This is a genomic window from uncultured Eudoraea sp. (assembly GCF_947260015.1).
In the GTDB taxonomy this organism is placed as follows: Bacteria; Bacteroidota; Bacteroidia; order Flavobacteriales; family Flavobacteriaceae; genus Eudoraea.
The window spans coordinates 1-13,730 of record NZ_CAMYOM010000064.1; the positions used below are offsets into that span (position 1 = coordinate 1).

Consider the following 13,730-nt stretch of genomic DNA (forward strand, 5'->3'; position numbering starts at 1 on the left):
ATCTGGTGATCTACTGGCCATTGATATCCGGCAGGCGCTCTATCATTTTGGTGAGATTACCGGAGAGATCACCAACGATGACCTTCTGGGAAATATTTTTGCAAATTTCTGTATCGGGAAGTAAATAAGTACTTAATCTGATCTTATTTAGCTTCATTTGATTTCATATGACTGTAAACCAGTAGGTTGTTGAAAACTATTTTATTTCTTCGTTTCTTGTAATCGTCCATTTTCATATATATATATATATATTTCACCTAATTTTCACCTCGATACTATTTCCAATACTCGCGGTGATAAAATAAAGGAAGCTGCGAATTTGATTCCTGAGTTAAGTCTTGACATGGATTAACTACTTTGAGTTCCTGATTTTAGACAGTATTGGTGTCTCGTTAAAGGTGATTAAAAGAGACCGTAAATGGGACGCTCTCAGAAAATGTATTGCATACTTAACAAATCGTCTCGTAAATCGGCCGTTTTATGGAACAATGGATTCTACACAAAAAACTTTTAATTGGTAACGTTTTACAACAAAGAGATTAAGGCTTTTTTCTTAAATTGTGAAACATAAATTAATCGATTACAAGAACATTTGAATCGCAACCCATCAAACATTCACAAGAATCCAATTTCCTATACCGACTTAGAAGATGAATACAACCAATGATTATCAGCAGTTTGAAAACCTGGACGAAGAATATTTACCGGTTGCCAAACACAAGTTACACGATTGGACCCATTTTGCGGGACTCTACGCTGCCGAGCATGTAGCAGCGACGGAGTTTGTCATCGGCGCGACCTTTGTCGCGTTGGGTGCCAAGACCATGGATATCATTCTCGGGCTACTGATCGGCAATATCCTAGCCGTATTGAGCTGGCGCTTTATCACGTCTCCTATTGCCGTTGATACTCGCTTGAGCCTCTATACCTATTTGAACAAGATTGCAGGCGACTCGATGACCAAGTTGTACAATTGGGCCAATGTCATAATCTTTTCGGTCATTTCAGCGGCAATGATAACGGTCTCGGCGACGGCGGTTCGTTTTGCTTTTGATATTCCCGCGCAACTCAATTGGTACCCTAGTAATCTCTGGTTTATTTTGATCGTATTGGCGGTGGGCATCTTTGTAGTTTCCATTGCGCTTTATGGATTCAATGCCGTTTCTGAATTTTCGGGCCTTTGTGCACCTTGGCTTTTTGTCATGTTTACGAGTGGCGCTATGGTACTGCTCCCCGCTTTGTCCCTGGATGTTTTGGATAAAACCTTACCGGCAGCATGGACCGATATTATGACCCTCGGTGACCAGCGTATCTGGACCGGCATTAGCAGCGATGGTAAACCGGGAATCGGCTTGGTTGAAGTCATAGGCTTCGGTTGGGCCGCCAATACCATCACCCATTTCGGGTTGGTTGATATGGCCCTCTTGCGTTTTGCCAAAAAGAAGAACTACGCATACGCCTCCAGTACCGGTATGATGTTCGGTCACTATGTGGCTTGGATTGCTGCGGGAATAATGGGCGCAGGTGCAGCTGTTATATTAGGGAAATCAATCGTAGAACTCGACCCGGGCGATGTGGCCTATTATGCCCTCGGTTGGTCAGGATTCGTGATTGTGATCGTAGCAGGTTGGACGACGGCGATTACCAATCTGTACAGATCAGGATTGGCCGCACAAGCTATTTTCTTCAACCATTCCCGAAAGCTAACGACGATTGTCGTCGGCGTGGTCACCGTAGTCATCGCCTGTTTTCCCTTTGTGTTTTCACAAATATTACCGCTACTCACCTATGCCGGGCTACTGGTTGTTCCTGTGGGGGGGATCGTGTTTGCAGAACATCAGATTTTCCCTAGAATTGGCTATACGCGCTACTGGTCTTCGTACCGCAAGCTAACCTTTAGTATGCCCGCCGTTGCCGCTTGGGGCTTGGGCCTGGTCTTCGGTTTCGGACTGAATGCCCTGGACGTAATTTCCTTCTTTTACCTGTTTATCCCCACTTGGTTTTTTACCATTGTGGTATACACATTGCTCGCTTCCCGGTATGGTGCGAAGCAAAAGTATCCTGAGGAGGCAAAAGAAGAGGAACTACTAAATGAAAACATCGAACGTTTTCAAGAACAGCAAGCAAAGGAAGAGCCTGTGATTTCAAAGGATGTTTCTTTGTTCTCTAAGGGATTAAAATTCTTCGCTATTTCGGCTTTGGTCGCCACCCTGGTCCTGGCTTCTAATGTGCTATTCGGAAGTGCTACGGAAGCCAATTATATCGAAAATCGGGAACTCTTTTACACCTACGCTTTCATTTGTACCATCATTTATTTCGTGTTGGCCTATTGGGCCTTGAAACGCGGAAAAACAAATAAACCGGCTTAGACATGGAAAACCTCATACAACTCAATCAAGCTAATCTCCAGGAAGTGGGAAGCCGCATGCCCGTACCTACCTATGCCCGTACTGCGGATAACATAGAAATAGTACATATCGGCGTTGGCGGATTTCATAGAGCCCACCTGGCATACTACCTACACCTGCTGAAAAAAGGCGGCGCGGCCTCCGCGCTTTGCGGAATCGGTTTACGCGAGGCGGATAACACACTGCACGACATTTTCAAAAAACAGGACCACCTGTATACCCTGATGGTCAAACACCCAGACGGAAAAATTGAACCTGAAGTCATCGGGTCGATCGTTGATTTTAAAATGGGCACCGATAGCCCGGAACAAGTGATCGCACGCATGGCAGCTGCCGACACGAAAATCGTTTCGCTGACCATTACCGAGGGAGGTTACAATTTTAATCCCACTACGGGTGAATTCAATTTTGATAACCCTGACATTCAACACGAGCTACAAAACCCTAATGACCCGAAAACCGTTTATGGTTTTTTAACCTCAGCTTTAAAAAGACGCCGCGATGCAGGACTGCCTGCTTTTACCATTTTGGTTTGCGATAATATCGAACACAATGGCGATATGATGAGGAAGATGCTTGGCACTTTTGCCGAAGCGCAAGACCCGGACCTGGCCAAATGGATAGCACAAGAAGTCAGCTTCCCCAATAGCATGGTAGACCGTATTACGCCGGTAACTACGCAAGCGGATATCGAAACCCTGGCACAAAACTATGGTGTTCAAGATGCCTGGCCCGTTACCTGCGAGCCCTTTATACAATGGGTAGTAGAAGATAAATTCTCGAACGGACGACCTGCGTTTGAAAAAGTAGGCGTACAATTCGTACCCGATGTGGGGCCGTATGAAAAAATGAAACTGCGACTGCTGAATGCGGGGCATTCAGTTTTGGGACTTTTAGGAGCCCTGCACGGCCACCCCACCATCAATGCCTGTGTAGAAGATGAACTCTTCGCGACCTATTTGCGCGCCTTTTTTGACCAAATTTTTGATAGCTACCATTCATGAGAATTTAGCAACTGGTGGAAGTATCAAATTCGCCACTTTGGTTATTGCTGCCTGGTGCTATTACAGCGATAAGGAGAAAGACAAAAACGGGAAGCCGCTAGAAATTAATGATGCCATGAAAGACGAGCTCTACCAAGCGGCTAAACAAACCACAACTGACCCATTAGCCTTTATAAGACAAGAATCTCTTTTTGGTAATCTTATTAAAAATGAGCGGTTTACAAAGTTGTATACGGAGACAGTTCAGAAGATTTATACTAATACCAATATCAAAAAGTTAATGCAGGATATGCTTTAAAAGTTTTTTTTGGGTTGGCCTATAAAACGAACGTTTTCTTAGACTTCCCACGCTACCGCTAGTTTACAACTAGTGGCCGTTACAGTAGGGGTAGCAATAATTACCACAGCAGTACCCCCTATCCCTTTTTAAAGAAATATAGTACCCTGTTACTATAGACAATTTTGTGTGTCTTACAAAAAATCGAGCGAATAAGGCTCGGGTATAGTAGCACTCACCCTTGACAAACAGAACTTTTACACTATTTTTTGTTCTAAGATTATTTGGTACATTGTGACGTTTAAATAATTAACCGAAACTATGTTCCAACCTTTTAGTCCTCCTATTGCATATAATGATGCAAAAGAACAAGCTATAGAAATCCTTAATCAAATGACCATCGATGAGAAAATCTCAATAATAGGTGGTTACAACATGTTTTACACAAAAGGGTTTGAAAAGTTTAATATACCTGCTCTGTATTTATCCGATGCCACACAAGGTGTTAACATACGACCAGAGCTTCCTAACCAACTTGAAAAATCGGTTGCTTTCCCAAGTCCAATAGCCTTAGCAAGTACTTGGAATAAGGAGTTGTCAAGTAATTATGCAAAATCTATTGGCGAAGAATGTAGAGCTGGGGAAATTGCGGTGCTTTTAGGGCCAGGAATGAACATTTATAGAATATCTCAAAACGGTAGAAACTTTGAATACTTCGGCGAAGATCCGTATTTGGCCGCGCGTATGGTAGAAAATTATGTAGTAGGTATGCAAGAAACAGGTACTATGGCTACTTTAAAGCATTTTATTGCCAATAATACAGACTATAAAAGAAGAACGTCAAATTCTATAGTTGATGATAGAGCATTACGTGAAATTTATATGCCAGCGTTTGAAGCAGGTGTTAATGCAGGGGCAATGGCTGTTATGACTTCCTATAATTTAGTAAATGGTGAGTATGCAGGCCAAAACAAAGATGTTATTACAGGTCTTTTACGTGAAGATTTAGGTTTTAAGTGGTTGGTTATGAGCGATTGGTGGTCGGTATATGATTCCGAAAAAGTAATAAAATCAGGACTTGATCTTGATATGCCTGGGGAACCAAGAGCTGAATATCCAGATTATACGAAAAAAGATGAATTCTTTTTACGTTATTCTGCAAAATCGCTTCTCGAAGATGGAAAAGTGGAAGAAGTAGACATCGATAGAATGGTAACTAACATATTAACCACACAAATAGCGATGGGTCTCCTTGAACGTCCCGTAAAAGATACTAGCTATTTCGAAAATTTCGATAATCATATTGAGGTTGCTTTACAAACGGCGCGCGAAAGTATGGTACTTCTCAAAAACAATGGTGTTTTACCTATAAGTAAATCAGCAGATATTTCAATTTTACTTACTGGCGAATATTCGGATAAAATTCCTTGTGGTGGAGGTGCTGCAGAAGTTAAAGGTTATGATACTATAACCATGTTTGAAGCGCTAAAAACGGTGTATGGAACCAAAGTTATTTACCTAGAAAAACCAGATAAACAAACTATAAAAAATGCTGATTATGTGATATATAGTGCTGGAACATTTGATTCTGAAGGGTGGGATAAATCGTTTGATTTTCCAGAAACTGTTAATAAAGCCATTAAAAACATAGCGTCACTAAATAAAAATACTATTGTAGCTGTGAGCTCTGGTAGTGGTATGAATATGACCGAATGGAGCGATGAAATTGCAGGCTTAATTTACAGCTGGTATCCAGGACAAATTGGGTTTAACGCTTTTGCTGAAATAGTAGCTGGTAGTACCAATCCATCTGGAAAGTTACCTATCACTATAGAGAAAACATTTAAAGATTCACCAGGATACGGTTACATCCCTGAAGGTGCAGCATTATACACAGGTTGGCAAGAAGATCATAAGATTATAGATCCAATAATTGATGTGAAATATGATGAAAGCATATTTGTTGGTTACCGTTGGTACGAGCGTAAAGCAATTGAACCGCTTTATAACTTTGGCTTTGGCTTGTCTTATACAACTTATGAATACAGCAATTTGCAGCTAGAACAAGCATCGATCAAAGCGGGGGCATCGATCAGTTTTAAAATTGATATTAAGAACGCTGGAGCAATGGATGGACAGGAAATAGTCCAAATATATGTTCGTGATTTGGAATCTTCTGTGGAACGTCCTTTAAAAGAGTTGAAAGATTTTCAGAAAGTACAGTTAAATGCTGGAGCAAAAAAAACCTTGCATTTTACATTAACGGAAAGAGACTTTGCATTTTGGGATGTAAAAACAGAAAATTGGATAGTTGAGCCTGGGCAATTTGAGATACTGGTAGGATCTGCATCTAATACTATTTTAGCAAAAGGTCTACTTGAAATAGTCCAATAAACAATTATACAATTATGAGCAATAAGGTTTCTATTAAAGAGAAAATAGGTTACGGATTAGGAGATGCAGCAGCTAATATTGGCTGGCGAGGAGTAGGAACGTTTTTGTTCATATTCTATACCGACGTGTTTGGATTAGATCCAGTGACAGTAGGTGTGCTGTTTTTAACAGCACGTTTGAGCGATGGTATCAGTGATGTCGTGATGGGTGTTATTGGTGATCGTACCAAATCAAAATACGGCAAATTTCGACCATGGATCCTCTGGACTGCGATTCCCTTAGCAATTAGTTTAATTCTACTTTTTTCTAGCCCAGACTTTAGCGCCTCTGGGAAAATCATTTATGCTTATATCACTTACCTCTTTTTTACGCTCATGTACACAGCCAATAACGTACCATATGGTGCGTTGATGGCCGTTATGTCCGGAGATGACAAAGAACGTACAAGTATTGGGGCCTATAGAATGGTAGGTGCATTTGGTGGAGGAATTCTTGTTCAGGGAGCACTGCTCTTTCTTATTGCCTATTTCGGAAATGTAGATCCTTCGGTAGCCGTCTCAAAACTGGAGAACAATACGTATCAAGTTGACATTGCCGCCACAAGAGATGTAGAGAATACTAACATAAAAACCGAGGATGGAATCGCCACTTTTAAATGGAACGATGACCGTAATTTGGAAAATACGCCTACTGTCGGTAAGAGCTTTAACATGGAATCTGGAAAAACGTATTCCTTTATAGTCGCAGGAGAATCTAATTTAACTTCAGAAAATCTGAGAATTATTGATCAAAAGAGGGGTTATAGTTACTCTATGCGTTCAATGGCGGTTGTTCTTGCGATTTTAATGATTATTACTTTTTATACAACAAGAGAACGGATACTACCTCCAAAGGATCAGAAAGCCAATCTAAAACAAGATTTTAAGGATTTGGTTAACAATAGGCCATGGTGGACATTGCTTATTACTGGGATATTTTCAAGTTCCTATAATGCCATCAAACAAGGTATTATAATTATATATTTCACTCATTATTTACACGATCAATTATTGGCTGCGTCTTATCTTGTAGGGTTAATGTTGGTTTCTATTGTAGGTGCAATTTTAATGACGCCATTAAGTAATAAATATGGAAAACGGAAAATGTTTATTTATTCTTTGCTTATTTCTGGAGCTGTTATATCCCTTTTAATATTCTGCGATACAACTGCTGTTGTCCTTATTTTTACAATTGGGTTGCTTTCAGAACTCATTGGAGCCTTTTTTTCCTGCTTATTCTTTGTGATGTTGGGTGATGCAGCAGATTATTCAGAATGGAAAAATAACCGTAGGGCCACTGGTCTTGTCTACTCTGCGGGATCCTTTGCGACAAAATTTGGCGGTGGAATTGCAGGTGCTATAATTGGATTAATTCTAGGTGCGTTTAACTATAATGGTCAGGACGCTATTTCTATCCAAGGAGCAATTCCCGGCATAAAAATGCTAATGAGCTGGGTACCTGGTATTGTTGCCACAATTGGAGCTGGAATAATGATGTTTTACCCACTAACACTGAAAAAAATGGCTGAGATAACGTCGACATTAGAGCAACGGCGACTTGATGAAGCAAACAAAACTACTGATTGAACGAACTAGTTAAAAACTTATATTTAAGTTATGGATAAGAAAGATAATAAGTCGGAATCCATGGAATATGCTCTAGTTCGCGGTGAAATAAAGTCGGGTCATGGTGTTGCATCTGGAAAAGGCAAGGATGAGAGATATCCGGAAGGAACTTTAAAACAACAATTTAAGTATTTTCTAGAACGAGGTCTTGATTTGAGCAACTATTTCATGGGCACTATCAATTTAGATATTTCACCTTGCTCATATGAAATAAAGAAGCCAAAATATACCTATAAAGGATTGGTTTATATGCCCGATCCCGAAACTAAAGAAGATCATCTTCAAATACCGAATATGCTTGAATTAATCCTTCCAAAAATAAAGGGCCTGGAATATGGTGTTTCGGTAGACATAGCACTTAAAAAAGACCAACTTGATATAATAGACAATTAACCAATGGCAAACAGAACGCAGTACTAGCATGAAGATGCATTGGATAAAAAGAACAGTATAAAATATATCATTTTCCTGGACCAAGTCACCACTAGTCCCAGAGCACTTCTCGTTAATTGAAAAGGAATGCTTGGAAAAAGTCACGGAAATTTTATAACTACTGCAATTTGTAATAAAAAAAATGAAGGACGAAAGGTCAGAAATAAATAACGTTTTATAAGACACGATATTTTTAATAATAGGTAATCTGGCTAATAATTAATAAGGCCACTGCCACTGCGGAAGTGGGGCAACCCTCCACTCCAATCCTACCCCAGCGGACAAGCTATGCCGGTTCGCCAAGGCCAGTTTTCCTTCATTACCTAGTTCAACAAATTTAAAGCTGCCTTTCGAGAAGCCTATGCTGAAAACTATTTGTAAGAAAATGTATTGCGATCGTTTAAAGGTTCAGAGCAAGGAGAATCCACAAGGGAATATCTGACCTATACCGCATTGCAGGCATCAACTCATGCGAATGTAAATATCCCAAACTAGTGATTATTATATTCTTAACCATCCGCATCTTAATCTATTTGCATACTTTTAGTACTACCTAAATAAAAGATATAAAATTCGATTAAGGATTGATTATTTGCTATTGAATCGTGTCTCTAAACTTGTAAAACCATATCACATTGAATTTATATAGGATTTTAAAGAATAATTATCCTATAACAGTAGTAATAGGTTTCCAGTTGTATCGGTTATTTATGATCCCATTTTTTGGCTTAATGCCTCAAGATGCCTATTACCATTTTTACGGCAAGAACCTGGCGCTCTCCTATTACGATCATCCGGGTATGATAGGATATGTACTAAGATTATTTACCTCAGTATTTGGCAAACATGTCTGGGTTATAAAACTTACAGATTTTATAGTAACTTCTTTTACTTTAATGGCTTGCTACTATTTAGCGACCTTATTTCTTCCTAAGAAAAAAGCGCAAAATGCTTTTTTATTAATCGGCTCAACCATATTAATATCAATTTTATCGCTTGTCTCAACTCCCGATGTACCATTACTACTTTTTTGGACGCTCTCAATAATCTTTTTATACAAAGCTATCTTTGAAAATAAAAACCAGTTTTGGCTGTACGCAGGAATTTCTATCGGTTTAGCATTACATAGCAAATACACTGCGATATTTATACTTTGTGGTTTAGTCGGGTTTTTATTATTCTCAACAAAATATCGAAAATTATTTGCCTCACCCGGAGTTTGGGTTTGCCTGATAATTTCTTTTGTAGTTTTTACACCGGTACTTTGGTGGAATTACCAAAATGACTTCGTCTCCTTAAATTTTCAAGTCTCGGATAGAATTATAAAGTTTTCAGAGTTTAAAATAAGTTTTAGAAAAATTGGCGCCGTTATTTTACATCAATCGTTCATCTTGCTTCCCATCCTATTCTTCGCAATAGTCTCTATGACCTTTAAATACCTTAAAAAGATCATTTTTAAATTGAAATTACCTTCTCAAAAAACACTGTTCCTATTGAGCTTCTTTATACCTGTATTCCTGGTCTTTTTTCTTATAAGCCCGTTTATTTGGGTAAAATTGAATTGGATGATGCCCGCATATATTACAGGTATAATTCTGGTGACTATATATCTCTCTCCAAAAATGCGAAAGCTTCAACTTGGTTTTGCTCTGTTTTTTCATTTAGTTCTTAGCATTCAGGTAATTTTTTATCTAGTGCCTATAAAATCCGACGACACCTGGTATGGTTGGGACGATTTGGTGAACGAGGTAAAAATTAAGCAAAAAACACATCCACATACATTTGTTTTTTCTTTTGACAATTATAAAACTTCAGCAATATTAGATTTTTACTTAGACGAAAATGTATATGCCCATAACATTGTGGGTTATCCCGCACTTCAATTTGATTACGCAAATCAAAATCTTTCCTTATTAACCCAAAAAAATGCCTTATTTATTGATTCAGATACTTCATTTAAAAATGGTAAAAAGAAAGGAGATATACCGCCTGAATTGAATGTTTACTTCGATGAGATTACAGAATTAGAACCCATAATAATTAAAAAAGGTGAAAGAGAAGTACGAAAGTTTTGGGTTTACTATTGCAAAAATTACAAAGGGCGCTAGCTAAGTTAAAAACCTGTTTTACAATTTTTATAGTGATAGCACAATTACCAATATCTTCCATAAATCATGTCTTTATAAAGCACATTTAGCCTGATAAATTCCTTTTCTTCTCTGTAACAATAATTACATAAGTGATGCTATTTCCATATACATGATATATGTCATAAAATCGAAGCCATAATGAACTTAATTTCGGTGTTGAATAATATTTAAAAAGAATTTTCCCATGGAAACGATATCCGAAGTAAAAACTAGAGTCTACAGGTTTGGAAATAAAACAGCCGATGGTAACAGTAAAATGAAAAACCTGTTAGGTGGCAAGGGAGCCAATCTTGCAGAAATGAGTGCAATTGGTATTCCTGTACCTCCCGGTTTTACTATTACTACAGAAGTTTGCACAGAATATAACGAACTTGGTAAGGATAAAGTTATACAAAACATAAAGGAAGAAGTTAAGCAGGCAATTAAGAATATTGAGGGTATTATGGGAGCGAAATTTGGCGATGTCGAAAATCCCTTATTAATTTCTGTTCGCTCCGGGGCCCGTGTTTCTATGCCCGGTATGATGGACACCGTACTGAATCTGGGTCTAAATGATGAAGTATTACCCGGATTGGTTCAAAAAACAAAAAACGAGCGCTTTGCATGGGATTCTTATCGCAGGTTTATTCAGATGTACGGTGGAGTTGTCCTTGGGATGAAACCTGAAACCAAACAAGACATCGATCCTTTTGAGGAAATCATGGAGCATCTTAAAGATAAGCGAAATATAGAATTAGACACCGATTTTACCATACAGGATTTACAGGATTTGGTATATGACTTCAAGGATGCCGTAAAAAAACAAACAGGTCACGATTTTCCATTGGACCCCTGGGATCAGTTATGGGGAGCCATTATGGCTGTATTTGATAGTTGGAACGGGAACAGGGCCATTTATTACAGAAAAATGCATGGCTACCCGGCAGACTGGGGTACGGCTGTTAATGTTCAGGCCATGGTATACGGAAACATGGGGGATAATTCCGGAACCGGGGTTTGCTTTACAAGGGATGCAGGAACAGGTGAGAATGTTTTTAATGGGGAATATCTGATAAATGCACAGGGAGAAGATGTGGTAGCAGGTGTTAGAACACCTCAGCAAATAACCAAATTAGGTTCGGAGCGCTGGGCAGTACTTGCTCAGGTCAAAGAAGCTGACAGGGTTGCTGATTATCCTTCTTTAGAAGAACTTATGCCTTCCATATATTCGGAACTGAATGGTTACCAGGAAAAACTGGAAAAACATTATCGTGATATGCAGGATATGGAATTCACCATGCAGGATGGGAAGCTGTGGATTCTACAAACCAGAAATGGCAAACGTACTGGGGCTGCTATGGTAAAAATTGCCGTTGATCTTCTTAAAGAAGGCCAGATTAATGAGAAAGAGGCCTTAATTCGAATAGAGCCTAACAAACTGGATGAATTGCTCCACCCTGTATTTGACCAAAGTCGCATGAATAAAGATGATATTATTGCTCAGGGTTTACCTGCCTCTCCTGGTGCAGCAACCGGTCAGATCGTATTTTTCGCCGACGAAGCAGATAAGTACAAGTTTACCATACTTACACGGATTGAAACTTCTCCTGAGGATCTGGAGGGAATGAACGTAGCCAGAGGTATCCTCACCGCCAGGGGCGGAATGACATCCCACGCAGCGGTTGTAGCACGTGGCATGGGTAAATGTTGTGTTTCAGGTGCAGGTGCACTTAAAATTGATTATAAAAAAAGAATATTACGAGTTGAAGATAAGGTATATCAGGAGGGGGATTGGATCTCCATTAATGGTACTACGGGTAATATTATTGAAGGAAAAGTGCCTACCATGCAACCCGAATTGAGTGGGGAATTTGCCGAGATCATGGACTTATCTGATAAGTACCGAACCATGAAGGTTCGTACCAATGCAGACACTCCCAAGGACGCTAAAGCAGCTCGTAGTTTCGGTGCTGAGGGCATTGGTCTTACAAGGACCGAACACATGTTCTTTCAGGCAGACAGGATCAGGGCCATGAGGGAAATGATTCTGGCTGATACTGTAAAGGGTAGAAAAGTAGCTCTTAGAGAACTCCTCCCTATGCAACGTTCAGATTTTGAGGGAATTTTTGAAGCTATGCAAGGATTACCGGTTACTATTCGTTTGCTCGATCCACCATTACATGAATTCGTTCCTCACCAATTAGCTACTCAAAAAGAACTGGCAGAGGATCTTCATATTTCTCTGGCTTCAGTAAAAAATAAAGTGTCAGAGCTTCATGAATTTAACCCAATGCTGGGCCACAGAGGATGTCGGCTAGGAATTACTTATCCGGAAATTACGGAAATGCAGGCCCGGGCAATCATTGAAGCTGCTTTAAATTTAAAAGCAAAGGGAATTGAAGTAATCCCTGAAATTATGGTGCCTCTTGTTGGTACAGTTAAGGAATTTGTTTCCCAGGAAAATGTGATCAGATCTACGGCTCAAAAAGTATTTAAGGAACGTAAAGATAGCGTAGAATACCTGGTAGGGACTATGATTGAAATTCCACGTGCCGCACTTATGGCAGATCAAATTGCCGAACATGCTGATTTCTTTTCCTTTGGTACAAATGACCTTACCCAAATGACCTATGGCTATTCACGGGATGATGCCGGTTCCTTTCTTGGGATATATTTGAAAGAAGGAATACTAACCTCTGATCCATTTGAAGTAATAGATCAGGAAGGAGTAGGACAATTAGTTGAAATGGGAACGGAAAGGGGTAGAAAAACAAAACCTGATTTAAAAGTAGGTATTTGTGGAGAACATGGCGGGGAACCAAGTTCTGTTGAATTCTGCTACCGGATAGGTTTGAACTATGTAAGTTGTTCCCCGTTTAGAGTTCCTATAGCGCGGGTAGCTGCTGCTCAGGCGGCCATTTCTTAGACAACAGAAATTGGGTTGGTATAGTAAAAGTCAGATTAATTAGTATAGATGCGAATGGTTGTTTTAAAGCATTAAACACTATTTTTGTGCTGACAATGGTATTATATGTTTCATATTTTTAGCAAGAAAAAATTCCTCGTAGATTATTTACAGAATTTTGTGGATATCCACAACCATATTCTTCCGGGAATAGACGATGGCGCTAAAAATGTACAGGAATCAATAGACATGATTCGCGGCTTTAAGGAGCTTGGGATAACCAACCTGGTTGCCACTCCTCATATCATGAACAATTATTACCCAAATACTAAAGAAACTATTACTAACTCGTTAGATCTGTTAACTAATGAGTTGTTAGCAAACGATCTAAAAGACATCTCCATTGAAGCCGCTGCTGAGCACATGATCGACGATAATTTTGAGGAGATATTGGAAAGAGGTGAGGTAATGCCAATGAGGAAGAATTATTTATTGGTTGAAATGTCTTATTTACAGC

The 13,730-nt window shown here is 39.4% G+C and carries 10 protein-coding genes; all 10 read left to right on the plus strand.

Annotated features, from left to right (window positions below; genetic code table 11):
* Window positions 1–124, plus strand: a 124-nt coding sequence (locus Q0X66_RS15245; protein WP_297707882.1) for a hypothetical protein, incomplete at its 5' end; no start/stop codon positions are given.
* Between the two features lie 526 nt (window positions 125–650).
* Complete coding sequence (locus Q0X66_RS15250) at window positions 651–2,369, plus strand: hypothetical protein (RefSeq protein ID WP_297707865.1); 1,719 nt, start codon at window positions 651–653, stop codon at window positions 2,367–2,369.
* A 2-nt stretch (window positions 2,370–2,371) separates the two neighbouring features.
* The gene (locus Q0X66_RS15255; protein ID WP_297707867.1) at window positions 2,372–3,412 is read left to right on the plus strand and encodes a mannitol dehydrogenase family protein; all 1,041 of its coding nucleotides are present in this window, start codon (window positions 2,372–2,374) and stop codon (window positions 3,410–3,412) included.
* A complete protein-coding gene (locus Q0X66_RS15260; protein WP_297707869.1) occupies window positions 3,393–3,710 on the plus strand; it encodes a hypothetical protein in 318 nt (105 codons plus the stop codon). The genes Q0X66_RS15255 and Q0X66_RS15260 overlap by 20 nt, the downstream gene beginning before the upstream one ends.
* 300 nt (window positions 3,711–4,010) lie before the next feature.
* On the plus strand, window positions 4,011–6,083 hold the full coding sequence (locus Q0X66_RS15265) for a glycoside hydrolase family 3 N-terminal domain-containing protein (RefSeq protein ID WP_297707872.1): 2,073 nt from the start codon (window positions 4,011–4,013) through the stop codon (window positions 6,081–6,083).
* Between the two features lie 14 nt (window positions 6,084–6,097).
* Window positions 6,098–7,708 carry an MFS transporter gene (locus Q0X66_RS15270; RefSeq protein ID WP_297707874.1) on the plus strand — a complete coding sequence of 537 codons (1,611 nt, stop codon included), beginning with the start codon at window positions 6,098–6,100 and terminating at the stop codon, window positions 7,706–7,708.
* 30 nt (window positions 7,709–7,738) lie between these two features.
* A complete protein-coding gene (locus tag Q0X66_RS15275; RefSeq protein ID WP_297707876.1) occupies window positions 7,739–8,140 on the plus strand; it encodes a hypothetical protein in 402 nt (133 codons plus the stop codon).
* Between the two features lie 749 nt (window positions 8,141–8,889).
* Entirely contained in the window at window positions 8,890–10,287 is a 1,398-nt protein-coding gene (locus Q0X66_RS15280; RefSeq protein WP_297707878.1) for a glycosyltransferase family 39 protein, read from the plus strand.
* A gap of 226 nt (window positions 10,288–10,513) precedes the next feature.
* Window positions 10,514–13,234: a pyruvate, phosphate dikinase gene (gene ppdK / locus Q0X66_RS15285; protein ID WP_297707880.1), complete on the plus strand. Its 2,721-nt coding sequence runs from the start codon at window positions 10,514–10,516 to the stop codon at window positions 13,232–13,234.
* A gap of 105 nt (window positions 13,235–13,339) precedes the next feature.
* Window positions 13,340–13,730 (plus strand): CpsB/CapC family capsule biosynthesis tyrosine phosphatase (locus Q0X66_RS15290; RefSeq protein WP_366938710.1); only part of this gene is annotated, 391 nt, incomplete at its 3' end.

What these genes read in the sequence shown, in the direction of transcription:
- Q0X66_RS15250 (WP_297707865.1), top strand. Translation starts at nt 651, where the DNA reads ATGAATACAACCAATGATTATCAGCAGTTTGAAAACCTGGACGAAGAA.
- Q0X66_RS15255 (WP_297707867.1), top strand. Translation starts at nt 2,372, where the DNA reads ATGGAAAACCTCATACAACTCAATCAAGCTAATCTCCAGGAAGTGGGA.
- Q0X66_RS15265 (WP_297707872.1), top strand. Translation starts at nt 4,011, where the DNA reads ATGTTCCAACCTTTTAGTCCTCCTATTGCATATAATGATGCAAAAGAA.
- Q0X66_RS15270 (WP_297707874.1), top strand. Translation starts at nt 6,098, where the DNA reads ATGAGCAATAAGGTTTCTATTAAAGAGAAAATAGGTTACGGATTAGGA.
- Q0X66_RS15275 (WP_297707876.1), top strand. Translation starts at nt 7,739, where the DNA reads ATGGATAAGAAAGATAATAAGTCGGAATCCATGGAATATGCTCTAGTT.
- Q0X66_RS15280 (WP_297707878.1), top strand. Translation starts at nt 8,890, where the DNA reads ATGATCCCATTTTTTGGCTTAATGCCTCAAGATGCCTATTACCATTTT.
- ppdK (WP_297707880.1), top strand. Translation starts at nt 10,514, where the DNA reads ATGGAAACGATATCCGAAGTAAAAACTAGAGTCTACAGGTTTGGAAAT.